This window comes from Mesorhizobium sp. L2C084A000 (assembly GCF_000502875.1).
Taxonomy (GTDB): Bacteria; Pseudomonadota; Alphaproteobacteria; order Rhizobiales; family Rhizobiaceae; genus Mesorhizobium.
Genome location: NZ_AYWX01000017.1, coordinates 17520 through 42281 on the forward strand (window position 1 = coordinate 17520; position 24762 = coordinate 42281).

Consider the following 24762-nt stretch of genomic DNA (forward strand, 5'->3'; position numbering starts at 1 on the left):
CAAAACCATGAAAGCGGTGCGGCTGGAAGCAGTGGGCGGCATCACGCTGCGCGAAGTCGACATGCCTGACATCGGTGCGGATGAGCTACTGGTGCGCATCGAAGCCTGCGGCGTCTGCGGCACGGATCGGCATCTGTTTCACGGCGAGTTTCCGTGCACGCCGCCGGTGACGCCCGGCCATGAATTCTCCGGCATCGTCGAGGCGATCGGAAAATCCGTCTCCGGCTTTGCCATCGGCGACCGCGTCACCGGCGATCCCAACATCGCCTGCGGGCGTTGCGCGCATTGTCACGCGGGACAAGTCAATCTCTGCAGCAATCTGCGCGCCATCGGCATTCATCGCGACGGCGGCTTTGCCGAATATCTTGCCTTGCCGCAGAAGCAGGCTTTCGTCCTGCCTGCGGGCCTGAACCCCATGCACGGTGCCTTCTGCGAGCCGCTCGGCTGTTGCCTGCACGGCGTCGACCTTGCCGGGGTCAAGCCAGGCAGCTCGGTGGTCGTGCTTGGCGGCGGCGTGATCGGCCTGCTCACCGTGCAGCTGGCAAGATTGGCGGGAGCCACGACCATCATCCTGTCGACCAGGCAAGCTTCGCGGCGCGCGCTCGCCAGGGATTTCGGCGCGACAGCGACGGTCGATCCGACTGCCGCCGATGTCGTCGACGCCATCGCCGGGCCAGCCGGCCTGGCGCCGGGCGGAGCCGACGTGGTGTTCGAATGCGCGGGCGTGCGAGAGACCGTCGAGCAGTCGATGCGGCTGGCCCGCGCCGGCGGCACGGTCGTCATCGTCGGCGTGACGCCGCAAGGCGTGAAAGCTGAATTCGAGCCGTTCGACCTGCTGTTCCGGGAACTGAAGGTGCTCGGTTCCTTCCTCAATCCCTACACGCATCGCCGCGCCGCCGAACTCATTGCTTCCGGTACGATCGAGATCGACAGACTGATTTCCAGGCAGGTGTCGCTTGAAGAAGCGGCAGCGGTGATCGCTAATCCGCCGGCGCCCGGCGAGGTCAAGGTTCTGGTGGTGCCGCGCCGAGGCTGAACCGCCGGCTTCGCCTCCCGGGATATACAGAAAAGCTCCCTGAGCAGGTTCCGCCCAGAGAGCTTTTGAGCAGAAGTCCGGCCGACTACAGCTTGCCGTTGCGCTGCTGGACCATCATGAAGGTGTCGTAATTGTATTCGGCCACCTGCGCCCAGAGATAGTGCTCCTTGCGGAAGCCCTTGATCGATTCCCAGATCTTCTTGAACGGGGCGTTGGAGGCTTCCATTTCGGTATAGACCTCGTTGGCCTTTTCGAAGCAGGCAGCCATGATCTCCTGGCTGAACGGGCGCAGTTTCGCGCCGCCGGCCACCAGTCGCTTCACCGCCGCAGGGTTCAGATAATCGTATTTCTGCAGCATGTTGGCGTCGGCCGCCTGCGCGGCAGTGTGCAGCAGCGACTTGTACGTCGGCGAAAGTTCTTCGTACTTCGCCTTGTTGAACATCAGGTGGACGGTCGGGCCGCCCTCCCACCAGCCGGGATAGTAATAATAGGGCGCGACCTTGTAGAAGCCGAGCTTCTCGTCGTCATAGGGACCAACCCATTCGGCCGCGTCGATGGTGCCCTTCTCCAGCGCGGGATAGATATCACCGCCGGCGATCTGCTGCGGCACGACGCCGAGCTTCTGCACCACCTTGCCGGCAAAACCGCCGATTCGCATCTTGAGGCCGGAAAGGTCGGCCACCGTGTTGATTTCCTTGCGGAACCAGCCACCCATCTGGACGCCGGTGTTGCCGCCCGGCAGGCCGAAAAGGCCCTGCGTGGCGAGAAACTCGTTGAACAGGTCGATGCCGCCGCCGTGGTAATGCCAGGCATTCATGCCGCGTGCGTTGAGCGAAAAGGGAACCGCCGCACCGAGCGCCCATGTCGGGTCCTTGCCCCAGTAATAATATGCCACCGTATGGCAGGCCTCGACCGTGCCGGCCGTGGTGGCGTCGGCGGCCTGCAGGCCAGGCACCAGCTCACCGGCAGCAAAAACCTGGATCTGGAAATTGCCGTCGGTGGCTTCCGACAGCATCTTCGAGAACACCTCGGCGCCGCCATAGATGGTATCGAGCGACTTCGGGAAGGACGACGCCAGCCGCCATGTCACCTTGGGATTGGACTGGGCGATGGCAGGCGCCGCCAGCGTGGCCGCCGCCGCCGCGGCACCGACGCCGGTGACACCGGCCTTGCGAATGAATGAACGACGATCCATGAACTTCCTCCCTTTTGGATCAACAGGCCGACGTCAGGAAATCCTCGGTTTCCCTGTCGGTTCGTTCGAGACAATACACGGGCAAGAAGTCGAGTCCAGCAGGCCGACCCGATTTGACGGCGAAGCCCAGCTACCCTGCAACTATAGTCTAACAGGCCATTTCGTGGCCCATGCGACACGTTGAAACTTGGCATGGAAAAATGCCCGGCGATGGCCTATTTTGCAGGCAGGACATCCTTGCCCAGATGGAACATAGAGCCAAAATGCACCAGCCGCTCGTCGCCATATCGACCGACGTCCGTCAGTTCGACAACTACACCTGGCATGCAGCCCCACAACAATATCTGGAAGCGGCGATCACCGGCGCCGGCGTGTTTCCGGTGCTGGTGCCATCGTTCGGCGACCGGCTCGATTTCGACGAACTTCTGTCGTCGGTCGACGGCGTCATGGTCACCGGCTCGAAATCCAATGTGCACCCCTCGCTTTATGGCGGCGACGCCAGCGAAGCCAATGGCCCCTATGATCCGGCGCGCGACGCCACGACGCTGCCGCTCATCCGGCGGGCGATCGAACGCGGCGTGCCGCTGCTCGCCATCTGCCGCGGCATCCAGGAATTGAACGTGGCGCTGGGCGGCACGCTCGGCACCGAGATCCAGGAGCGCGAGGGTTCGCTCGACCACCGCGCACCGGTGAGCGACAAGCAGGACGAACGCTTCGCCATCCACCAGACCATTTCTATCAAACCCGACAGTTGCCTGGCCGGTGTGTTCGGTGCCGGCGACATCAAGGTCAATTCGTTGCACCGCCAGGCGATCGACCGGCTCGGCTCGAAGCTGCAGATAGAGGCCGTCGCCAGCGACGGCACAGTCGAGGCGGTTTCGGTGCGCGACGCCCGCGCCTTCGCCGTCGGCGTGCAATGGCATCCGGAATACTGGGTCAAGTCGGACAGCAATTCGGTGAAGATATTCCGTGCCTTCGGCGATGCGGTTCGGCTGCACGCCGCAGCGAAGGCTGGCGCACGGGCCGCAGCGGAATAATCAGTCGCCAGATTTCTTATCGCCTATGGCCGCCAGCGACAGCAGCGGCAGCGCCGGGGCATAGGATTCGTAGCCGTCGCCGTCGGCAGTCGCGAAGGTGACGATCGGATCGACGCCGTTGGCGCTGAAGGCGACCGTGCCGTCGTTTTGCTCGCGCCAGAACTTCGCCTGCTCTATGCCCGGCAAGAGCCGGCGGCATTTCGGAGCAACGGTGAGCAGCGACAAACCGTCCGAAATTTCAGCCCCGCGGCTGACTGCACAGACCGCCTCATCGCCATTGGCGACCAGCCTGTAGCTGTTGGACAGGGCGGCCTCGTTGGCCACGCTTTCCACGCTGCCGCCATGAAACAGCTGAATGCCACCAAACAGCGCTGCGGCAGCGATCAATGCGGAAAGTGCTTTCATCATTCTTCATCCACGTACACGGATAGGTTGAAGAATGATTCCAAAGGGTTAAGCTGACGTTAATAAGTGAGGCAGCCTCAAGCTCGCGCCTTGACTTCCGCCGTCTCGGGCACCGGGGTCAGCGGACGGCGCTCGGTGAACCAGGAGACCAGATTGTCGACGCAGAGATCCGCCATGGCGCGGCGGGTATGGTCCGAGGCCGAGCCGACATGCGGCAGTAGCGAGGTGTTGGGCGCATCGAGCAGCGCCTTGGGCACGTTCGGTTCGTCGGCAAAGACGTCGAGGCCGGCGGCGGCGATGGTGCCGGTGACAAGGGCTGCCGCAAGCGCTGCTTCGTCGACAGTGCTGCCACGGCCGATGTTGACGAAGACGCCGTTGGCGCCAAGCGCCGACAGGATCTCGGCATTGACCGCCTTCTCCGTCGAGGCTCCCCCCGGCGCCACCGAAATCAGCGTATCGACGGCTTCTGCAAGCCCTTTCAGGGTCGCATGATACTGGTAGGAAAGACCTTCGACACGGCGCCGGTTGTGGTAGGCGACCGGCAAGCCAAAAGCTTCCAGACGCCGGGCGATGGCCTGCCCGATGCGGCCCATGCCGAAAATACCCACACTGCGCCCGCGCAAGGTCAGCCGGCTCAGCGGATAGTTGCCCTTGCGCACCCAGCTGCCGTCACGCAACCAGGTTTCGGCGCGCGGCAAGTCGCGGATGGTGTTGATCAGCAGCCCGATCGTGGTGTCGGCGACCTCCTCGGTCAACACGTCGGGCGTGTTGGTGACCATGATGTTCTTCGCTCGGGCATGGACGACATCGACCGAATCATAGCCGACGCCGAAGGAGGCGATGAGTTCGAGGTTGGGCAATGCATCCATCATCGCCGCGTCGATGCCGGCAAACGAAGCGATGCCGCGCACATCACTGCGCATCTCGTCAGTGACGAGCGCCGGATCGGCGCGTTCGATTCTGACACGCCTGAACGTGCGGTTGATGCGGTCGACCGCATGGTCGTTGAAATCGCCCGGCACCAGGATGGCGACGGATTGCAGCTGTTCGGCCTTGGTCATACACGCTCCACCGGCTTGCCGGTCGACTGACGCACATGCAGTTCCGGCTTGATCAATTCCTGCGAGGGCCGCACCGTCTGGCCGTTGAGCTTGTCGAGCAGCGCGCTGGCGGCGCGGCGGCCAACCTCGCGCTGGCCGTTCCAGACAGTGGTCAGCGCCGGCGTCGCGATCGCCGCTTCCTCAAGGTCATCATAGCCGGTAACGGAGATGTCTACGCCGGGCACAAGGCCGGCACGGGCAATGCCGTTCATCAGGCCGATGGCGACAAGGTCGTTCCAGCAGCAGGCAGCCGTCGGTCTGTCCTTCAGCGCCAGGAACTGTCCGGCGGCCTCGAAGCCGGCCTGCTTGGTGCGTGGGCCGGCGATGCGCCATGACGGCCTGACTTCCAGCCCGGCCGCCTCCATCGCGTTGACATAGCCCTGGTAGCGGTCACGGCCGGTCGAGGTCTGGTCGGTGCCGCCGATCATGGCGATGCGCTTGTGNGGGGAGGCCGTTCTCCTCGGCCATCAGGATGTCGGAAGCCGGCGTGCCTATCGCCGGCGACATGATGACGCCGTCGGCGCCGAGCTGCAAAAGCGTATCGATAAAGGTGCGCTGCTTTTCGAGCTGATCATAATGATTGGACAGGATGAAGGTCTGCCGGCTGCGGTCGAGCTCGCTTTCGATCGAGCGCAGGATCTCGGCGAAGAATGGGTTCATGATGTCGTGGACGACGACGCCGACAATGCCGGAACGCGAGGTGCGCAGGCTGGCGGCGCGTCGGTTGTAGATATAGCCGATGGCGCGGGCATGTTCCTTGATGCGGTCACGGGTGGTCCCGGCAACCAGAGGGCTGTCGCGCAGCGCCAGCGAGACCGTGGCCGTGGACACGCCGAGCGCATCCGCGATCGTCGAAAGCTTGATTTTTTGTGCCAGCGACGTGTGCTCCCCGGACCTGAACTTCCAGACCTAAACTGTTTAAAGGCGGCGTTATGCCACCGATCGGGGGCAAATCAAAGTTTTTTTGCCAACGCTTCGGCCTCGACATCCGAGGCCGCGCGGCTCCGCAGCCGAAGCCTATGCTCGCGATGGACGATGTAGAGACCGCTGGCGACGATGATGGCGGCGCCGACCAATGTCCAGCGGTCGGGAAACTGCTTGAAGACGATCCAGCCGGAAATGATCATCCACACCATCTGCGAATAGGGATAGGGCGCCAAAGCCGTGGTTGTCGCCAGCCGGTAGGCCTGGACCAGCAGCCAGTGACCGACGCCGCCGAACACGCCGAGCATCAGCAGCACGAACCAGTGCCAGCCATCATGCGGCAGGGAAAACGAAAACGGCAGCAGGGGCAACAGCAGCAGCGCCGGCGCCAGCGCCGAAAACAGGATGAGGCTCTCCGATGTCTCGGTCGCCGACATGCGGCGCGTCATGATGACGTAGAAGCAGTTCGACAGCATCGAGCCGAGCGCGAAGAGATGTCCGATGCCGAAAACGCCGACGCCCGGCCGGGTGATGATGAGGACGCCGGCAAAGGCCGCCAGGATCGCCAGCCAGCGCCGCCAGCCGGCCCACTCGCCAAGCAGCGGACCGGCCAGCGCCGTGATCACCATCGGCCCGAAGAAATAGATCGAGGTTGTCTCGGCCAGTTGCAGGGATTTGAGCGCCAGGACATTGAATATGGTCGATCCGAACAGGAACGCGCCACGCAAGATATGCGCCGGCAGGTTGACCGGACGAAACCGCACCGGTTCGCGCCAGCCGCGCAGCAGCGCGCCGACCAGCACCACATGCACGGCAAAGCGCACCCAGGCAACGACCAGCACGGAAACGCCGGCAAGGACGAGGTATTTGCTTGATGTGTCGAGGAAGGTGAAGCAGACATAGGTGGAAAGCATGCACAGGATCGCCACCGGGGGCGTCGCGCTTTCTACATGTCTTTGGGGAGCACTCACTTGCAGGCCGGGTGGGAAGCTGGGCTGAAGCCCACCTTTGCGGGAATTGCCGGCTCCCGGCAAGGCAATTGTCGCCAGCCCCGAGGTGAAAGCCTGCTGGCACAACAAGAGCCGCCGGCAGGCGTAGTGCCTTGGCTAGGCGTGCATGCGGGCGCCCTTGGTGATTTTATCGACCAGCTTCTTGTCGGCGCGAAGCGCGATCCCGACCACCTTGGCGTCTTCAGGCGCGAATTCGGCGAAGACGGCACGGTTAGCCGCGTCAAAGCCGGTCGAAAACATCTCCTCGACATAGAGCGAGGTGGTCACGCCGCGCTCTAGTGTGCGCCGGTGGATGGCGCCCAACGTTGCCTGGTCGGCGGACAAAACGATGACCGGCTGGATCGACAGCGGGTTGTAGAGATTGCCGGCGCGGTCGCGATAGGGTTCACCGATGATATCGGGAAACTGCGCGACGATGCCGCTGGTCAGGAAAGCGGTGACGTTGAGTTTCTGCCAGACCGGCAGATCTTCCCCGAGCACGATTGCAAATTTCGTATCGAACATGAGACATTGGCCATTCGGTTGTGCCCCAATGCGAGGCTGAAGGAGACGATGTCGCACGATCTAGACAGCCAGGCTTTCAAGGGTCTTGGACGTTTGTGCGTCGATGCGGCGGAAAACCGTATCATCTCCGCCCCCGATCCCGCAGGCATGGAGCGGATCGAGGCGCGCTTCCGTGGCAGCGCGTTCGACCTGCATCGCCACGACACCTATGCGATCGGGGTGACGCTGCACGGTGTGCAGACGTTTCGCTATCTCGGCGCTGCGCGCCACAGCCTTCCGGGACAGATCATCGTTCTGCATCCCGACGAGTTGCATGACGGCGGCGCCGGCACCGAGGACGGCCTGCGCTACCGAATGCTCTATCTGGAGCCGTCGCTGATGCTCGGCTGCCTTGGCGGCGCTTCGCTGCCTTTTGTCAGGGATGGCGTGGTGACGGACGCCGCCTTTTGCGCAACGCTGCTTTCGGCGCTGGGTCCGCTGGAGCAGGAACTCGACGAGTTGTTCGTCGACGACTTCCTGACGCAACTGATGCAAAGCCTGATCCGGCATGGCGGCCAGTCGGCGAAGCCGATGACCAGGACGGCGTGGCGGGCGGCTGCGCTAGCACGCGACTATCTTACGGAAAACCTGACCCGGCCGGTGCGCTCCGGTGAACTGGAAGCGGTAACCGGGCTCGACCGCTATGCCTTGTCGCGGCACTTCCGCGCCGCTTTCTCGACCAGTCCGCATCGCTTCCTGGTGATGCGCCGGCTTCAGCGCGCGCGGCGGATGATCGCCGCCGGCGAACCGTTGGCACAGATCGCAGTCGAAGCCGGCTTCAGCGACCAGAGCCATTTTATCAGGCAATTCAAGAAGGCATTCGGCATGACACCGGGACGCTGGTCGTCGCTGATCCAGGGCTCTGCCGCGGCGGCTTGATCGCCTGCCGCGACAATCTGCCGGTCAGTCGTCCGACTCGGCGTCGTCGTCGATGAGCACCAGTTCCTCGTTCGAGAGGTTGGCCTCGATGCGGGCAAGCAGTTTGAACAGCGACTTCTGGTCCTTCTTGTCGAGGCCCTTCAGCGCCTGCTTTTCGGTCTTCTTCACCGATTTCTCGATGGCGTGGATGATGTCGCGGCCTGTATCGGTGAGGAAGATATGGGCCTGGCGGGCATCAGCCTCCGAGGCGCGCTTCTCCAGGAAACCCTGGGCCTGCAGCCGGTTGATGGTCTTGGTGATCGTCGGCGGGCGCACGCCGAGGCGTCCGGCAAGATTGCCCGGCGTCTGACCGTCTTCACGGTCGAGCGCCAGCATGATCTGGTCCTGGCCGGCATAGAAGCCGTGCGCCAGAAGCCGGGCAGCCAGCGCCGTTCTTGCCAGCCTTGCCGCCGAATGCAGCCGGCTCATTGTTGCAGTCTTGTCCGCCTTGGCCATGGTCATCCCTCTTCGGCCGTACCGGTGCGGGCAGCATAGAGGCAGCCGGCCGGTTGGCAATCGACGATCAAAAAGATTCCGGTGCTTCAAACAGCTTTGCCGGCAAGCATTGTGGTGTCCGCCGTGGCTAATGCCAGATGTTTATTTCAGTTAGATGACAAACGAATTCCCAGCCGGAGTTTTCGTCGCGAGCAGGGTGGTGGAGTGACCGCCGCTCAGCCGGGCTTCACCGCTACGATCATCAGCGCCTGATAGGCATCCTCCAGTTCGCGCAGCGCAGCCTGCGATTGCGGTCCGGCCCGCCTGGCGATGCCGTCCGCGGCATTCGAGGTGTCGCGCTTGCCGGGTCGGTCATTGTAGGGCGCGACTGTGGTGAATATCTGCTCGCTGAGGCTGTCGGGGAAGAACAACTGTCCGGTCATCACCGAACTGTCGTTAGGGAAGATCTTGAAATGGATATGGGTGGTGCGGCCGCGATACCAGCCGGGATAGATGGTGGCGAAGGAAACGATGCCGCTTGCATCGGTCTTCTGCCAACCACGCAGGAAGGTCCGGCCCGACGTGTCGACGTCGCGGTCGTCACCCTGTCTGGGATAGCCGGAATAGGCGCCTTGCGCGTCGCAATGCCAGATGTCGACGCGGGCGCCGGCAAGTGGGCGGCAGTCCGCGTCGACAACCTGCAGCCGAACGCCAAGGGCTATGCCCTTCTTGCCTTCGGTGACGTCCGCACGTTCGAGTTTCGGGTCGAAATAGAACGGCCCCTCGGTCACTTCAGGCGTAATGGTGCAGACACCGGCGCCGTTTTCGAACAAGGCCAGTCCGGCATAGGGTAAAGTCTGGTCTGCTATCGCGGCGGCGGGCAGGAAGGCACCACCGCCGGCGGTGACCGCGATCAAACCGAGCGCCTGGCGCCGGCTCATTGAGAAGGAGGATGGCTTGCCGGACATATCTTGCCTCTCGAATTGGCCTCTCGTATCCTGATCTAGGCGGTCACAGCGGCTCTCGCCAATGAAAATTCAGCAATGTCGGCAAGCCGGTTTGGCCCATAGGTTTGCCCCGTGCAAAAGCCCGGCACACACCCTATATGGAGCCGACATTCCCTTTTTCTCAGGCCGAATTTTCGAGGCCAGCACTTTCGAGGCAAGCCATGAGCGACGCACAGACGCAGATCCCCGTAACCGTTCTCACCGGCTATCTCGGCGCCGGCAAGACGACGCTGCTCAACCGCATCCTGTCGGAAAACCACGGCAAGCGCTACGCCGTTATCGTCAACGAATTCGGCGAAATCGGCATCGACAATGATCTGATCGTGGAATCCGATGAGGAAATCTACGAGATGAACAATGGCTGCATCTGCTGCACGGTGCGCGGCGACCTGATCCGTGTCGTCGAGGGCCTGATGCGCCGGCCAGGCCGCTTCGACGCCATCGTGGTCGAGACCACCGGGCTCGCCGATCCGGTGCCGGTGGCGCAGACCTTCTTCATGGACGACGACGTGCGCTCCAAGACCAGGCTTGACGCGGTGGTGGCGCTGGTCGACGCCAAGCATCTGCCGTTACGGCTCAAGGATTCCAGGGAAGCCGAGGACCAGATCGCCTTCGCCGACGTCGTCGTGCTCAACAAGACCGACCTCGTCACATCAGAAGAACTCGCCAAGGTCGAGGCAACGATCCGCGCCATCAATCCGGCGGCGAAGATCCATCGCACGACGCGAGCCGGCGTCGCGCTGACCGAGGTGCTAGACCGCGGCGCCTTCGACCTGTCCAGGGCGCTGGAAAACGACCCGCATTTCCTCGAGGCGCATGACGATCACGATCATCATGACCACGATCATGACGGTCACGATCACCACCACCACGATCATGACGGGCACCACCATCACGCTCATGCTTCAGATATCCATGACGTGACGGTGCAGTCGGTGTCGCTGCGCGGCGGCGAGATGGACCCGAAGAAATTCTTCCCCTGGATCGAGAAGATCACCCAGATGGAAGGCCCCAACATCCTGCGGCTGAAAGGCATCATCGCGCTCAAGGGCGACGACGAACGCTATGTCATCCAGGGCGTGCACATGATCATCGAGGGCGATCACCAGCGCGCCTGGAAGGACGGCGAGAAGCATGAGAGCCGGCTAGTGTTCATCGGCCGTGAACTCGACGCCGAGCGGCTGAAGAAGAGCTTTGACGCCTGCCAGGCCTAGGTCCTTCGTAGCGCTGCTCGTTGCGGGTTGAATATCTCTTCATGTACACATATCATGTGTACATGATATTAGCGGCGAGGAGTGACCTATGCCTAGATCAGCCGACAACAAGACCGAGCGCTACCAAATCCGCATTCCGCCTGAGCAGAAGGCGATGATCTCCCGCGCCGCAGCGCTGTCGCACAAGGACATGGCCGACTTTATCCTCGACAAGGTCGTGCCCGAGGCGCAGGCCGTAATAGAGGCAGCGGAGGTGACGAAGGTGTCGGGTCGCGATTTCTCACGCATCCTCGATCTACTGGAACACCCGCCAAGACCCAACGCCAAGCTCAAGGCCGCGATCGCCGCCTTGCCGGACACTCTGTGACGCTTCCGTCCTGGCATGAAGAACCGATTGCGAGACGTCACGATCGGGCTTCCTTCGATTGCGGCGACGCGCAAATGAACGATTTTCTGCGGCGGTTCGCGCGACAGAGCCACGATCAGAATGCAGCCAAGACCTTCTGTGCGATTGATGACGCGGCTTCGGAGCGTATCCTTGGGTTCTATACGATCGCACCGTCTGCAGTCGCCCATGAAACCGTGCCCGAAGCCATGACGAGAGGCTTGGCGCGACACGAGGTTTCCGGTTTCAAGCTTGCACGGCTCGCGACCGACCGCACCGTCGCAGGGCAAGGGCTCGGCGGTCAGTTGCTTGCTGCCGCGGCGTTGCGCTGCCTACGGCTTGCCGGCGAGGGCGGCGGCATCCTACTCATCATCGATGCCAAGAGCGAGCGGGCNGGGCGGCAAGGTGGTATGCCAGTTATGGCGCCGAGCCCCTCCAAGGATCGGATTTGACCCTGGTGATGCCCCTGGCGACGTTCGCAACCGATCTGCGGGAGAGAGGGCTGCTTTGACAACCGCCTCTCGCGACTTGCCTAACCTCATGGTTGCCGGAACCGCAAACGTCGAGTAAGCCGCCCGGGCTGTCTCTACAATCTCGTCCAGGTGAATAAGAATAGTCATGCCCACAGTCGCCCCGCTTGATCTCGAAGGCCATTGCATCGCCGCCGTCTTTCTCGGTGACGTGCCGCATTTCGCGATGGCCGACGGCGTCGTCCATCGGCTCGACCATGGCCACAAGACAGTTCAGGCCAATGACGGGCTGCTGGCCGCCTTCCATGATGCGGCCAACGACCGGCTGATCACCGGCGGCGAGGACGGCAAGGTGTTTGCCGTGAAAGCGGGCGGCGAGGCCACGGAATTGGCAAGCGCCGCCAGGAAGTGGATCACCAGCGTTGCCGCCGGGCCGCAAGGCGCCATCGCCTATGCCTCAGGCAAGACCGCCTTCGTGCGCTTCGCCGACGGCAAGACCAGGGAATTCACCCATCCGCGTTCGGTCGAGGGCCTGGCCTTCTCGCCCAAGGGCATGCGCTTCGGCGTTGCCCGCTACAATGGCGCGACGCTGCATTTCCCCGCCGCCGAGGGCAAGCCGGTGGAACTCGAATGGGCCGGTGCCCACACCGGCGTCACCTTCTCGCCGGATGGCGCCTTCCTCGTCACCACCATGCAGGAAAACGCGCTGCACGGCTGGAAGCTCGCCGACGGCAAGCACATGCGCATGACCGGCTATCCCGGCAAGGTGAAAAGCCTGTCGTGGAGCGTGAAGGGCAAGTGGCTGGCGAGTTCCGGCGCGCCGGCGGCGATCGTCTGGCCGTTTTCGGGCAAGGATGGGCCGATGGGCAAGGCGCCGCTGGAACTCGGCACGCGAGGCAACGCCATGGTGACGGCTGTCGCCTGCCATCCGAGCCAGGATGTCGTCGCCATAGGCTATGATGACGGCATGGTGATGGCGGTGCGTTTTGCCGACGCCAAGGAAGTGCTGTTGCGACGGCCGGGCAAGGGCTCCATCACCTCGATGATGTGGGACAAGGAAGAACGCCGTGTCGCCTTCGGCAGTGCCGCCGGCGATTGCGGCGTCATCGACATCACGGCCTGACCCCGCTCACTCCGCTCCACACGACACTTTGCCGCTGATTTCAACCGGTTTGCCGTCCTGGTCCGTATCCGCCGCGGCGTCGTAGATGGAGAGCGTATAGCTCCCGTCATAGACGCCTTCGTCGCTGGTCTTGGTCAGGATCGTCAGTTCGATCGAGTTGATCTTTTGCGCGGCCTCGTGCTCACGATAGATGTTCAGCCGCAATTCCTTGCCGTCGAGCCAGTACTGCGTCAGGTTGGAATCCTCGAACACGGTCTTGCGCAGGCTGTCGCCGGCAGGCCGGCTCAGAATTTCGAGGTTGCCGCGAAAGTTGAAGGTCGGCCCGCCCATGCCTCTGGTGACGCCTGCCTCGACCTCGAATGTCGCCGCCGTGTCCTCGGTGGAGCACCAGATGCCGCCCGACGCAAAGGCAGCGCCAGCCGACGACAGAAGCATTGCCACACACATGATCGTTCTCATTTTGCCCCTCCACCTCAAATCCCGCTCATATTGGCGCTGACTTCGGCAGCACGGTCAAGCGCCGCTGCCAAAGGCTGAGCCAACGCAGGACAGATGCGCGGCCAATTGCGGATGCGGACACGGATTGGCTAAGAGGGATCGACCAGAGGGGTTTTCATGCACAGCGATATGTCCAAGACGTCCATCGGCGGCATCGGCCGCGACCGCATTGCCGATTTGCGCGAAACCGAGGGGGCAGCCTTCCGCAAGGCGCGGCCAAAATCGCAAGCCAAGATCGGCAACGGCCTGCCCGGCTTCTTCGGCGGAGTCCCGATGCACTGGATGAACGATTGGCCGACGCCGTTCCCGATCCTGGTCGACAACGCCAGGGGCGCGACGATCACCGACATCGACGGAAACAAGCTCGACGATTTCTGCCTTGGAGACACCGGCTCGATGTTCGGCCATTCGCCGCCACCGGTGGCACGCGCCATCCGCCGCCAGGCCGGACGCGGCCTGACCTATATGCTGCCTTCGGAAGATGCGCTGGCCATAGGGCCGCTGCTGCAGCAGCGCTTCGGCCTGCCGTTCTGGCAGATCGCGACGACGGCGACCGACGCCAACCGCTTTGCGCTGCGTGTTGCCCGTGCCGTCACCGGCCGCGAAAAAATCCTGGTCTTCAACGGCTGCTATCATGGCTCGGTCGACGAGACGATGGTGCGGCTGATCGACGGCAAGCCCGTCAACCGGCCGGGATTGGCGGGCGAGTTCCGCGACCTGACCCGCACGGCCAAGGTCATCGAGTTCAACGATATTTCAGCACTCGAAGCCGCGCTTGGGGATAAGGACGTCGCCTGCGTCATCGCCGAGCCGGTACTGACCAATTCCTGCATGGTGCTGGCCGATCCGGGTTACCATGACGCCCTGCGCAAACTGACACGCCAAGCCGGCACGCTGCTTCTGATCGACGAGACGCACACGATCTCGACCGGCCCCGGCGGCTATACGAGGAAGTATGGCCTCGACCCGGACCTCTTCGTCCTGGGCAAGCCGATTGCCGGCGGTGTGCCGGCAAGTGTATGGGGCATGAGTGACGACGTCGCCTCGCGCTACGCAGATTACAACAGGACCAAGGAGCCGGGCTATTCCGGTATGGGAACGACGCTCTCGGCCAACCCGCTACAGTTCGCAGCGATGCGCGCCACGCTTGAAGAGGTGATGACGCCGGAGAATTATGACCGGATGGATCATCTGGCGCGGCGGCTCGATGCCGGGCTAACCGGCGTGATCGATCGCTATCGCCTGCCCTGGCATGTTTCGCGCGTCGGCGCTCGTGTCGAGTTCATCTGTGCGCCCGGTCCGCTGCGCAATGGCGCCGAGGCGGAAGTGGCGCATGCACCGGAACTGGAGGCTGCCATCCATGTCGCGCTGGTCAATCGCGGCGTGCTGATCGCACCTTTCCACAACATGATGCTGATCTCGCCGGCGACCACTGGGACCCAGGTCAACCGGCTGATCACCGCCTTCGGCGCGGTTGCGGCAAAGCTTGCGGCATGAGACAAGCGGCGATGGTCCACCCCAATGCCATGATGACCTCACCTTCGGGCTCGACGTCAGCCGAGGCGCAAGCCTTTCTCGACGCCCATCCCGAGATCGAAGCCTTCGATATCGTGCTGACCGACGCCAATGGCGTCGGCCGTGGCAAGATCGTGCGCCGGCATGAGCTGAAAAGCATCTTCGAGGGCGGCCGCCATATGCCGATCTCGATCCTCGGCCTCGACATCACCGGCGAGGATGTGCACGAGACCGGGCTGATCTGGACTACCGGCGACGGCGACCTACGCGCCTGGCCGATCCCCGGCACGCTGGTGCCGCTCTACGGCACGAGCCCGCCGCGCGGCCAGTTGCTGATGGCGATGTACATGCTCGACGGCCGGCCGATGTCGTCGGACCCCCGGCTGGCGCTGGCGCGGCAAGTCGACATCCTGGCGGCCAAGGGTCTCTATCCGGCCGGCGCCTTCGAGCTCGAATTCTTCCTGCTGGCCAATGAGCGCGACGCCGACGGCAAGGTGCAGCCGGCGCGCGCGGTTCTCGATGGCCGCGTCTCGGGCAAGACCGAAGTCTATTCCGTCGATCATCTGCACGGCATGGAGCCGCTGTTTTCCGACATCTATGCGGCGGCCAAGGCGCAAGGCATTCCGGCCGAGACGGTGATTTCCGAATATGCGCCCGGCCAGTACGAATTGACGCTGAACTACCGCAAGGACGTGATGCGGGCGGCCGACGACCTGGTCATGCTGAAGCGGCTGGTGCGGGCGCAGGCGCGCCGCCATGGCGTTACCGCCTGTTTCATGGCCAAGCCGATTGAGAAATATGCCGGCTCGGGCATGCATTTCCACGTCTCGCTGCAGGACAAGGCCGGAAGAAACGTCTTTGCCGAAGCCGGTGGCGAGAGCTGGTCGCTGCCGCTGCTGCAGGGGCTTGGTGGCCTCATCCAGACGATGGCGGAATCGATGCTGGTGTTTGCGCCGCACGCCAATTCCTGGCGGCGTTTCGTCTCGCAATCCTATGCGCCGGTGGCGCCGACCTGGGGCGTCAACAACCGCTCGGTGGCGCTACGCGTGCCGGCAGGCGACGCGAAGAACCGGCGCATCGAGCACCGCCCGTCCGGCGTCGACGCCAACCCTTATCTGATCGCCGCGACCGTGCTCGCCGGCATCATCAAGGGCATGGATGAAGGCCTCGATCCGGGCCCCGAAACGACCGGCAACGGCTATGAGGCAGCGGTCACGCGCACGACCATGCCTGTCGACTGGCGCGCCGCGATCGAAGCGGCGCGGACGTCCAGCTTCCTGAAGAACGCGCTCGGCGAGGACCTGCACCGGACCTTCGTGGCGATCAAACAGTCCGAGTATCTGCGGGTGGCACGCACGGTCAGCGAACTGGATTACCACCTCTATCTGCACGAGGTTTGATGGATTCATGATGGGCGGCGATCACTTTTTCGCCGCCTCCATCAAATGAGGTAGCGGATCTCCTGTTCAGAACGTATCATGAACATATGAGCGCACTTACCGTCCGTGAAAAGCTGGCGATCCTCTCCGACGCCGCCAAATACGATGCCTCCTGCGCCTCTTCCGGTGCTGCAAAAAAGGATTCCTTGAAATCCGGCGGCATCGGCTCCACCGAAGGCATGGGCATCTGTCATTCCTACGCGCCGGATGGCCGCTGCATTTCCCTTCTCAAGATCCTGCTGACCAATTTCTGCATCTACGATTGCAGCTATTGCATCAACCGCTCGTCGTCCAATGTGCGGCGCGCCCGTTTCACCATCGAAGAGGTGGTGAAACTGACCATGGATTTCTACAGGCGCAACTATATCGAAGGCCTGTTCCTGTCCTCCGGCGTCGTCCGCTCACCGGACGAGACCATGGGCGAGATGGTCGAGGTGGCACGCCGGCTGCGCTTGGAGGAGAAGTTCTCCGGCTACATCCATCTGAAGACGATCCCGGAAAGTTCGGCGGAACTGGTCGAGAAGGCAGGGCTTTATGCCGACCGGCTGTCGATCAACGTTGAACTGCCGACCGATGAGGGCGTGAAGCGGCTGGCGCCCGAGAAGAAGCCGGAGACAATCCGGCTTTCCATGGCCAGGCTGCGCCAGAAGATGGAGGAGAAGGCTGAGCCGACTTTGAAGACCAAGAAGCGCGAACGCTTTGTGCCGGGCGGTCAGTCGACGCAGATGATCATCGGCGCCGACAAGACATCCGACGACGGCATCCTTCACACCAGCGCGCGGCTCTATGGCAGCTATCATCTGCGGCGCGTCTATTACTCGGCTTTCAGCCCCATTCCGGATTCGTCATCGTCGCTGCCCTTGCTGAAACCACCGCTGATGCGCGAGCACCGGCTCTATCAGGCCGACTGGCTGATGCGGTTCTATGGGTTTTCACAGCCGGAAATCCTTGCCGGGAGCAGCGACGGCATGCTCGATCTCGCCATAGACCCGAAGCTCGCCTGGGCGCTGCGCAACCGGGGACAGTTTCCGGTCGACATCAACCGCGCCGACCGCGAAGCGCTGCTGCGGGTGCCGGGTCTCGGCACCAAGGTGGTGGCGAAGATTTTGGAGACGCGCCGGCACCGGCGCATGCGGCTCGAGGACGTCGGACGGATCTGCCAGTCGGTCGCCAAGCTCAGGCCCTTCATCATCGCCGAAGGCTGGTCACCTGGTGCGCTGACCGACAAGGCCGGCCTGCGCGACAGGATCGCCTACTCCTGCGAACAATTATCGTTGTTTTGATCATGCGGCCGGCGCAACTCGATCTCGCCAGATACAGAGTTCGGCTCGACAGCGAGACGGATTTTGCCGGCTGGCGTGACGCGGCACGGCGGCTCGCCCTGAATGAGGTCAGGCCCGAGGACGTCGGCTGGCATGTCGCGCCGGGCTCTGATCAGGCAGAATTGCCTGAAGTGCCTGCGGGCGCGCAGCTCGTCGTGCCGCGCGACTTCATCGGGCATGCCGAAACGGCGTTCTGCCATTCCGATTCCGGCCGGTTTGCCTTTCTCTACAGAGTGCTTTGGCGATTGCGCGACGAGCCTAAACTGCTGGAAATCGCGTCGGATCCCGACACCAGGCGGCTTGAGACCATGGAAAAGGCGGTGCGGCGCGACAGCCACAAGATGCACGCCTTCGTGCGCTTCCGAAAAATCGGCGACGGTGCCGATGAGCGCTATGTCGCCTGGTTCGAGCCGGATCATTTCATCGTCGAGCGCAACGCCGATTTCTTCGTCAGGCGTTTCACCGGCATGCGCTGGACGATCCTGACGCCCTATGCCTCCGCCGATTGGGATGGCGAAAGGCTGGCGATGGGGCCGGGTGCTGCCAAGGGCGATGCGCCTGATCAAGACGACACCGAGGCGCTCTGGCGGACTTATTTCGAGAACATCTTCAACCCGGCGCGGCTGAAGGTGAAGGCGATGCAAAGGGAGATGCCAAAGAAATATTGGCGGAACCTTCCCGAGGCCTCGCTCATTCCAGACATGATCGCAGGAGCGGACAAGGCCGCCAAGGACATGATTGCGAAGATGCCGACAACACCCGCGCCGCACCACGCAAAGGTGCAGGCACGGCATTGGCCGAAGCAACAGCCTGCCGAGACGGCGGAGGACGATGCCGCAAGCACGATTTCCGAGTTGCGTGAGGTAGCGAAAGGCTGCCGTCGCTGCCCGCTTTGGCGCGACGCGACGCAGACCGTCTTCGGTGAGGGCCCCGACAATGCCAAAGTGATCTTCGTCGGCGAACAGCCGGGGGATCAGGAGGATCTCGCCGGCAAACCTTTCGTTGGTCCGGCCGGCAAGGTGTTCGATGCGATCCTGGACGATGCCGGTGTCGATCGGCAAAAGGTCTATGTCACCAACGCAGTCAAGCACTTCAAGTTCGAGCCGCGCGGCAAGCGCCGCATCCACTCCAAGCCGAATTCCGGTGAGATTCAGGCCTGCCGCTGGTGGATCGACCAAGAATTCGAGCTGATCAAGCCTAACCTCGCCGTGGCACTCGGCGCGACAGCGGCGATGTCGCTGCTCGGCGAGGCGATCCCGGTGACAAAGATGCGCGGACAAGTGATCGAGCGCGAGGACGGATTGCGCGTGTTCATCACCATCCATCCCTCCTTCATCCTGCGCATCCACGATCGGGCGGACAAGGAAGCCGAACGCGAACGGTTCCTGCAGGATATGAAGCTGGTGAAGCGGCTGATGGCCGCCTGATCAGTTTTGTTTTTGCGCGATTCCAGACGGAAAACCGCTTCACACTTCCTGGAATTGCTTCAGCTACCTGATCAGAATTGCCCTGAGATCGTTGACATTCGTACCGGTCGGGCCGGGTACGAAAAGATCGCCAACCGCGTTGAAGGCCGTCCAGGCATTGTTGCCGGCAAGCATAGCCTTGGCGTCCACCCCGGCTGCGCGCATGCGCGATACGGTCGAGCCATCGGCGAAGGCGCCGGCATTGTCTTCCGAACCGTCGATGCCGTCGGTGTCGGCGGCCAGCGCGTGAATGCCGTCGACGCCATTGATGCCGATGGCGAAGGCCAGCAGGAATTCCGAATTGCGGCCGCCCTTGCCTTTTGCGCGCAGCGTCACGGTTGTCTCGCCGCCCGACAGGATCAGCACCGGCTTTTGAAATGGCCGGTTGCGCGTCGCCACTTCGCGCGCGATCGCGGCATGGACGCCGCCGACTTCGCGCGCTTCGCCCTCGATCGCATCGGAGAGGATGATGGCTTCAACGCCTTGCCGTTTCGCTTCCGCAACAGCCGCTTCGAGCGACACCCCGGCCGAAGCGATCAAATGCACCTCGTTGCGCGAAAAGCGCTCGTCATCCGGGCTTGGCGCATCGGCGGCCGGCGAATTGATATGCGCCATCACCGAGGCCGGCAGTTTCATGCCATAGGCCGATATCGAGGCCAGCGCGTCTGCGCGGCTGCCTGTATCCGGTACGGTTGGGCCGGAGGCGACCATTGCCGGATTGTCGCCGGGAATATCGGAGACGATCAGCGACACCACCCTGGCCGGCCATGCGGCCGCTGCCAGCCTGCCGCCCTTGATGGTGGAAAGGTGCTTGCGGATGGTGTTCATCGCCGCGATCGGCGCACCCGAGGCGAGCAGCGCCTCATTGACGGCGATCTCGTCGGCCAGCGTCAAGCCGCCGGCGGGCGACGGCAACAGCGCCGATCCGCCGCCGGAAATCAGCGCCACCACTAGGTCATCCTCAGTCAGCCCCTGGACCTTGGCGAGCAGGCGCCGCGAGGCTTCCAGACCGGCAGCGTCCGGCACCGGATGAGCCGCCTCGATGATCTCGATGCGCTCGCAGGTCGCGCCATAGCCATAGCGGGTGACGACCAGCCCTTCGATCGGGCCGGCCCACACTTTCTCGAACGCTGCCGCCATCTGCGCCGAGCCTTTGCCCGCGCCGATGACGATGGTACGGCCCTTTGGCTTGGCCGGCAGATGATCCCGGATGGTTCGTTCCGGATCGGCGGCGGCAACGGCGGCGTTGAAGATGGAGGTCAGGAAGGCCTTGGGATTGAGCACGGTCATTCGGCGTCCCGAGGCAATGCCAGGCCGCGCTTGTCGACGCCCAAATGATCGCACAGCGCATCGACGACGACGCCGTGATCCTCGCGCTCCGGCAGTCCGGAGACGGCGATCACCCCGATGACGCCGGCGCCCTTGACGGTCACCGGAAAGCCACCGCCGGCCAGCACGTAGTCGGCAATATCCAGCCCTTCGCCGATCTTGAAGCTGCGGTCCGGGCGCTGCTGTTCCAACACCATACGATAGGTGCTTCTCAGGAACCGCTTGACCACATTGGTCTTGCGTCGCGCCCAGTCGGGATTGGAAGCATTCGAGCCCGGCAGCGCGACATAGAACAGCGGCCGGTCCCACAGCCTGATGTCGACTATGATGGGCAGTTTCTCGGCAATTGCACGATCGCGAATGGCGGAGCCGACTTTGAAAGCGACGGCCTCGTCGAAGGTGGCGAAGACAAGGGTCTCTTCCTGTCTCTTGATCAGAGCGATGTCGTCAGCAACGGCCATTTTCTTTCTCCGAAATCGTCACACGTCGTGTGTACGACAAGCTTCGCTCGGTCAAGCTTCCGTGGAGCGGCCCCCTCATCCGGCCGCTTCGCGGCCACCTTCTCCCCGGTGGGGAGAAGAGGAAAGCGTCGACGCTGGCGATCTCCTCTCCCCTCGGGGAGAGGTCGGATTGCCCCGAATTGCCCTCCGCAATTCAGTTGGCAATCCGGGTGAGGGGGTCTTACCCCGCGATCATATCGCTCTTCGCTGGCCGCCCCGCCACATAGACTTCGCGGACAGTGCGGTCGTCACCCAGCGTTTGCAGGAGAAACAGTTCCTGCGCCAGCGTCTCGACGGTCTCCATTCTGAGCCGCATCGCCGGTGTCGCCCCGGCGTCGAGCACGACGATGTCGGCATCGCTGCCTTCATCCAGCGTGCCGATCTTGTCCGCCACCGACAGTGCCTCGGCATTGCCGCGCGTCATCTGCCAGAAGGACTGGAGCGGGTTGAGCTTCTCGCCGTTCAGCGCGATCACCTTGTAGCCCTCGTCCATGGTGCGCAGCATGGAGTAGTTGGTGCCGCCGCCGACATCGGTGGCAGCTGCGATCCGGACCGGCTTGCCGCGGCGCCGGAAGCGCTGGTAGTCGAACAGGCCGGAACCGAGGAACAGGTTGGAGGTCGGGCAGAACACCGCCACCGAGCCACTGTCGGAAAGCGCATCCGCTTCGCGCTCCGAGAGATGGATGCAGTGCCCGAACAGGCTCTTTTTGCCCAACAGCCCGTAGTGCTCGTAAACGTCGGTATAGTCGCGCGACCACGGGTAGAGTTCCTGCGTGAAACCGATTTCGGCGTGGTTTTCCGACAGATGCGTCTGCATGTGCAGGTCGGGATGTTCGCGGCACAGCGTCCCGGCCATCTCCATCTGCTCCGGCGACGAGGTGATGGCGAAGCGCGGCGTGATGGCATAAAGCTGCCGTCCCTTGCCATGCCATTCCTTGATCAGCGCCTTCGTGTCGTCGTAACCCGATTGCGGTGTGTCGAGCACGCCGTCGGGCGCATTGCGATCCATCATCACCTTGCCGGCAATGTTGAGCATGTTGCGGTCATGCGACTCGGCGAAAAAGGCTTCGGCTGAAGCCTTGTGCACCGAGCAGTAGGCGGCGACCGTCGTTGTACCGTGGCGCACCATTTCGTCGAGGAACAGCCGCGCGATGCGGCGGCCGTGCTGGGCGTTGGCGAACTTCGTTTCCTCCGGAAAAGTGTAGGTTTTCAACCAGTCGAGCAGTTCTGCGCCATAGGAGGCGATGACCTGCATCTGCGGAAAATGCACATGGGCATCTATAAAGCCGGGCAGCAGCAGATGCGGCCGGTGGTCGATTTTCTTCGCCGTCTCGCCGGCCTGCTTTTCAACATCGGCATAGGTGCCCGCAGCGACGATCCGGCCGTCGCGGATCAGCAGGCCGCCATCCTCCTCGTAACGCCAGGCGGAATGATCGTCGATGGTCTGCGGCCAGCGCACGAAGGACAGCGTGCGGCCGCGCAGAAGTGTCGAGTTCATGCTATCTCCCTGCGCCTTCGAACCAGGCCACCAGCAGTGCCCTTTCCTTGTCGGTAATCTGGCTGACGTTGGCGGGCGGCATGGCGTGGCTGCGACCGGCCTGCAGATAGATCTCGCGGGCGTGGTTGGCGATATCCGCATCGGTGTCGAGCATCACGCCCTTGGGCGCATGATAGATGCCCTCATAGACCGGCTCCGCCGCGTGGCACATCGAGCAGCGGCCGAGCACGGTGTCGTGCACGGCCGGGAAATGCGCTGAAGCGACATAGATTTGCGCCGACGCCGATTCCTTGGGCTCGCCGGTCAGCACCTTCGGCGCGGTCGACAGCCAGATGATGACGATGAACAGGACGAGTGCCGCCATCCAGGTCCAGGTCGGATTGCCTTTGCGGGCATGGATCGAGTTGAAATAGTGCCGGATCAGCACGCCGATGATGAACACCAGCGAGGCGATGACCCAGTTGAACTCAGTACCGAACGCCAGCGGATAATGGTTCGACAACATCAGGAACAGCACCGGCAGCGTCAGATAATTGTTGTGCAGGGAGCGCTGCTTGGCAATCTTGCCGTATTTCGGGTCGGGGTTGCGGCCGGCGATGAGGTCGGCGACGACGATCTTCTGGTTGGGGATGATGACCATGAAGACGTTGGCCGACATGATCGTGGCGGTGATGGCGCCCAGATGCAGGAATGCGGCGCGGCCGGTGAACAGGTGCGTCAGCCCCCAGGCGATGAATACCAGCACACAGTAGAGCACCAGCATCAAGCCGGTATCGCTTTTTCCCAGCGGCGAGCGGCACAGAAGATCATAGACCACCCAGCCGACGCCGATCGTCGCCAGCGACAGCAGGATACCTGTAGGCACCGACATCGGGAGCACGTTCGGATCGATCAGGAACAGATCGGCTCCGGCATAATAGACGACGCACAGCATGGCGAAGCCGGACAGCCAGGTGGCGTAGGATTCCCACTTGAACCAGGTCAGGTGTTCCGGCATTTCGGCTGGTGCCACCAGATACTTCTGGATGTGGTAGAAGCCGCCGCCATGCACCTGCCATTCCTCGCCGAAGGCGCCTGCAGGCATGCCCGGACGCTGGCGCAGGCCGAGGTCGAGCGCGACGAAGTAGAAGGACGAGCCGATCCAGGCGATGCCGGTGATGACGTGCAGCCAGCGCACGGCAAAACTCAGCCAGTCCCAGAAAATCGCGAAATCCATCATTGAAATCGTCCCTGCCGATTGGGCGACTTTACGGGTTGGAGCGCAAACGGAAAGAGGCGAGGTGCACGATGACTTTCAAAAAAAAATGGAAAATACTAGGGTAGTCACACGCAGCAGGATGGGAGCCGCCCGAAGGCGGCCTCAGGAAAGCCACTAAACCGCATGGCCTATCTCGACAACATTGCCGTCTTCGTTCGCGTGGTCGAACTCGGCAATCTGTCGGCGGCCGGGCGCGACATGCGGATTTCGCCGGCGGTCGCCTCCAACCGCATCAAGGAGTTGGAGAAGCACCTGGGCGTGCGTCTGTTCAACCGCACCACCCGGCAATTGATGCCGACCGAGCACGGCACGGTTTTTTACGGGGGCGCAAAGCAGGTGCTGGAGGCGATCACCGAAGCGGAAGCCGCGGTCTCGGCGCTTTCCGGTCAGCCGCGCGGGACCATCCGCGTCACCGCCCCCTTGGGCCTCGGCCGTCGGTTGGTGGCCTCGGGCATTCCCGATTTTCACGATAAATACCCAGACATCGAGGTGAGGCTGAGGCTTTCGGACCACAATGTCGACATCATGAAGGAAGGCATCGATGTCGCCTTCCGGCTTGGCATCATCGAAGATTCCAGCCTCAGGATGCGCGGCATCATGGAATGCGAGCGCGTGCTGGTGGCCGCGCCGAAATATCTCGAGGCGCGCGGCGAACCGATCGAGCCGCAGGAACTGATCGGCAAGAAGCACGACTGCCTGATGCTGCGTTATTCCGGCGCGCGCGAATATGTGTGGACGCTGCAGACCCCCACAGGCCCGCAGAAATTCGAAGTGCACGGGCCCTACGACACCGACGATGGCGACGTGCTGACCGGCTGGGCGCTTTCGGGGCGCGGCATCATCAACAAGCCGCGCTTCGAGGTCGAGCCGTTCATCCGCGACCAGCGGCTGAGAGTGATCCTAAACAGCACGCCGCCGACGCCGGTGCAGTTCGCCGCCGTCTATCCGCACAAGAAGCTGCAGGACCCCAAGGTGCGGCTGCTGCTCGACTTCATGGCCGAGCGCTGCCAGCGGCTGATCAACGATCTGCTGGCTGGGAAATAATGCTGGCCGGCACGTGACCGGCGCTTGGCCCAGCGCCAGCGGTTGCCATCCCTGGATGTGGCGAACATAGTTCAGGTGGTATTTCGTCTTG

23 protein-coding genes and 2 pseudogenes are annotated in these 24762 nt (G+C 62.9%); 12 read left to right on the forward strand and 13 right to left on the reverse strand.

The features are described from left to right. The first annotated feature begins 7 nt into the window (after positions 1-7). Entirely contained in the window at positions 8-1036 is a 1029-nt protein-coding gene (locus tag X735_RS139710; protein WP_023813604.1) for a zinc-dependent alcohol dehydrogenase family protein, read from the forward strand. An 85-nt stretch (positions 1037-1121) separates the two neighbouring features. Here X735_RS139710 and X735_RS139705 read toward each other — a convergent pair whose 3' ends face one another. Continuing rightward, on the reverse strand, positions 1122-2231 hold the full coding sequence (locus X735_RS139705; protein ID WP_013528215.1) for a TRAP transporter substrate-binding protein: 1110 nt from the start codon (positions 2229-2231) through the stop codon (positions 1122-1124). A 263-nt stretch (positions 2232-2494) separates the two neighbouring features. Between X735_RS139705 and X735_RS139700 the strand changes: the two genes are divergently transcribed. Next, entirely contained in the window at positions 2495-3268 is a 774-nt protein-coding gene (locus X735_RS139700) for a gamma-glutamyl-gamma-aminobutyrate hydrolase family protein (RefSeq protein WP_023813605.1), read from the forward strand. Here X735_RS139700 and X735_RS139695 read toward each other — a convergent pair whose 3' ends face one another. The 5 genes and pseudogenes from X735_RS139695 to X735_RS139680 all read right to left on the reverse strand — a co-directional run bounded on the left by X735_RS139695 (position 3269) and on the right by X735_RS139680 (position 7211). Next, positions 3269-3673, reverse strand: coding sequence for a hypothetical protein (locus tag X735_RS139695; protein WP_032909483.1), 405 nt, complete (start codon positions 3671-3673; stop codon positions 3269-3271). It lies immediately after the preceding gene. Positions 3674-3750: 77 nt separating this feature from the next. After that, positions 3751-4734 carry a 2-hydroxyacid dehydrogenase gene (locus tag X735_RS139690; protein ID WP_023813607.1) on the reverse strand — a complete coding sequence of 328 codons (984 nt, stop codon included), beginning with the start codon at positions 4732-4734 and terminating at the stop codon, positions 3751-3753. Then, positions 4731-5649 (reverse strand): annotated as a pseudogene (locus X735_RS01000000166360) (LacI family DNA-binding transcriptional regulator). Before X735_RS01000000166360 ends, X735_RS139690 begins: the two are co-directional and overlap by 4 nt. A gap of 77 nt (positions 5650-5726) precedes the next feature. After that, a complete protein-coding gene (locus tag X735_RS139685) occupies positions 5727-6611 on the reverse strand; it encodes a DMT family transporter (protein ID WP_032909476.1) in 885 nt (294 codons plus the stop codon). Between the two features lie 192 nt (positions 6612-6803). Then, positions 6804-7211: a DUF2000 family protein gene (locus X735_RS139680; RefSeq protein ID WP_023813609.1), complete on the reverse strand. Its 408-nt coding sequence runs from the start codon at positions 7209-7211 to the stop codon at positions 6804-6806. 48 nt (positions 7212-7259) lie between these two features. Between X735_RS139680 and X735_RS139675 the strand changes: the two genes are divergently transcribed. Then, a complete protein-coding gene (locus X735_RS139675; RefSeq protein ID WP_023813610.1) occupies positions 7260-8129 on the forward strand; it encodes an AraC family transcriptional regulator in 870 nt (289 codons plus the stop codon). 24 nt (positions 8130-8153) lie between these two features. Here X735_RS139675 and X735_RS139670 read toward each other — a convergent pair whose 3' ends face one another. Further along, positions 8154-8624 carry a MarR family winged helix-turn-helix transcriptional regulator gene (locus tag X735_RS139670; RefSeq protein ID WP_013528223.1) on the reverse strand — a complete coding sequence of 157 codons (471 nt, stop codon included), beginning with the start codon at positions 8622-8624 and terminating at the stop codon, positions 8154-8156. A 215-nt stretch (positions 8625-8839) separates the two neighbouring features. Continuing rightward, positions 8840-9571, reverse strand: coding sequence for an intradiol ring-cleavage dioxygenase (locus tag X735_RS139665; RefSeq protein ID WP_023813611.1), 732 nt, complete (start codon positions 9569-9571; stop codon positions 8840-8842). Positions 9572-9771: 200 nt separating this feature from the next. Here X735_RS139665 and X735_RS139660 point away from each other — a divergent pair, with 200 nt between their 5' ends. From X735_RS139660 to X735_RS139650, 4 genes and pseudogenes are all read left to right on the forward strand, one after another. Next, entirely contained in the window at positions 9772-10824 is a 1053-nt protein-coding gene (locus X735_RS139660) for a GTP-binding protein (RefSeq protein WP_023813612.1), read from the forward strand. Between the two features lie 88 nt (positions 10825-10912). Next, entirely contained in the window at positions 10913-11191 is a 279-nt protein-coding gene (locus X735_RS139655; RefSeq protein WP_023813613.1) for a DUF1778 domain-containing protein, read from the forward strand. Then, a pseudogene (locus X735_RS01000000166365) lies at positions 11188-11720 on the forward strand (GNAT family N-acetyltransferase). The gene X735_RS139655 and the pseudogene X735_RS01000000166365 overlap by 4 nt, the downstream one beginning before the upstream one ends. 107 nt (positions 11721-11827) lie before the next feature. Continuing rightward, positions 11828-12802 carry a WD40 repeat domain-containing protein gene (locus tag X735_RS139650; RefSeq protein ID WP_023813614.1) on the forward strand — a complete coding sequence of 325 codons (975 nt, stop codon included), beginning with the start codon at positions 11828-11830 and terminating at the stop codon, positions 12800-12802. Positions 12803-12808: 6 nt separating this feature from the next. Here X735_RS139650 and X735_RS139645 read toward each other — a convergent pair whose 3' ends face one another. Next, positions 12809-13261 carry a hypothetical protein gene (locus tag X735_RS139645; RefSeq protein ID WP_023813615.1) on the reverse strand — a complete coding sequence of 151 codons (453 nt, stop codon included), beginning with the start codon at positions 13259-13261 and terminating at the stop codon, positions 12809-12811. A 156-nt stretch (positions 13262-13417) separates the two neighbouring features. Between X735_RS139645 and X735_RS139640 the strand changes: the two genes are divergently transcribed. The 4 genes from X735_RS139640 (at position 13418) to X735_RS139625 (ending at position 19003) form a co-directional block, all read left to right on the forward strand. Continuing rightward, positions 13418-14797, forward strand: a complete 1380-nt coding sequence (locus X735_RS139640) for an aspartate aminotransferase family protein (RefSeq protein ID WP_023813616.1) — start codon at positions 13418-13420, stop codon at positions 14795-14797. Between the two features lie 32 nt (positions 14798-14829). Then, positions 14830-16215, forward strand: a complete 1386-nt coding sequence (locus X735_RS139635) for a glutamine synthetase family protein (RefSeq protein WP_031213699.1) — start codon at positions 14830-14832, stop codon at positions 16213-16215. 86 nt (positions 16216-16301) lie between these two features. Next, positions 16302-17537, forward strand: a complete 1236-nt coding sequence (locus X735_RS139630; RefSeq protein ID WP_023813618.1) for a putative DNA modification/repair radical SAM protein — start codon at positions 16302-16304, stop codon at positions 17535-17537. 2 nt (positions 17538-17539) lie between these two features. Beyond that, on the forward strand, positions 17540-19003 hold the full coding sequence (locus tag X735_RS139625; RefSeq protein WP_023813619.1) for a UdgX family uracil-DNA binding protein: 1464 nt from the start codon (positions 17540-17542) through the stop codon (positions 19001-19003). 63 nt (positions 19004-19066) lie between these two features. Here X735_RS139625 and X735_RS139620 read toward each other — a convergent pair whose 3' ends face one another. The 4 genes from X735_RS139620 to X735_RS139605 form a co-directional block, all read right to left on the reverse strand. Further along, positions 19067-20332, reverse strand: coding sequence for a glycerate kinase (locus X735_RS139620; RefSeq protein ID WP_023813620.1), 1266 nt, complete (start codon positions 20330-20332; stop codon positions 19067-19069). Next, positions 20329-20832 (reverse strand): heme-degrading domain-containing protein, encoded by a 504-nt coding sequence (locus X735_RS139615; RefSeq protein WP_023813621.1) that lies wholly within the window; start codon positions 20830-20832, stop codon positions 20329-20331. Before X735_RS139615 ends, X735_RS139620 begins: the two co-directional genes overlap by 4 nt. A gap of 220 nt (positions 20833-21052) precedes the next feature. Beyond that, positions 21053-22369 (reverse strand): guanine deaminase, encoded by a 1317-nt coding sequence (gene guaD, locus X735_RS139610; RefSeq protein ID WP_023813622.1) that lies wholly within the window; start codon positions 22367-22369, stop codon positions 21053-21055. A gap of 1 nt (position 22370) precedes the next feature. Next, a complete protein-coding gene (locus X735_RS139605) occupies positions 22371-23588 on the reverse strand; it encodes a urate hydroxylase PuuD (protein ID WP_023813623.1) in 1218 nt (405 codons plus the stop codon). A 162-nt stretch (positions 23589-23750) separates the two neighbouring features. Here X735_RS139605 and X735_RS139600 point away from each other — a divergent pair, with 162 nt between their 5' ends. After that, the gene (locus X735_RS139600; RefSeq protein ID WP_023813624.1) at positions 23751-24671 is read left to right on the forward strand and encodes a LysR family transcriptional regulator; all 921 of its coding nucleotides are present in this window, start codon (positions 23751-23753) and stop codon (positions 24669-24671) included. Positions 24672-24762: the final 91 nt, after the last annotated feature.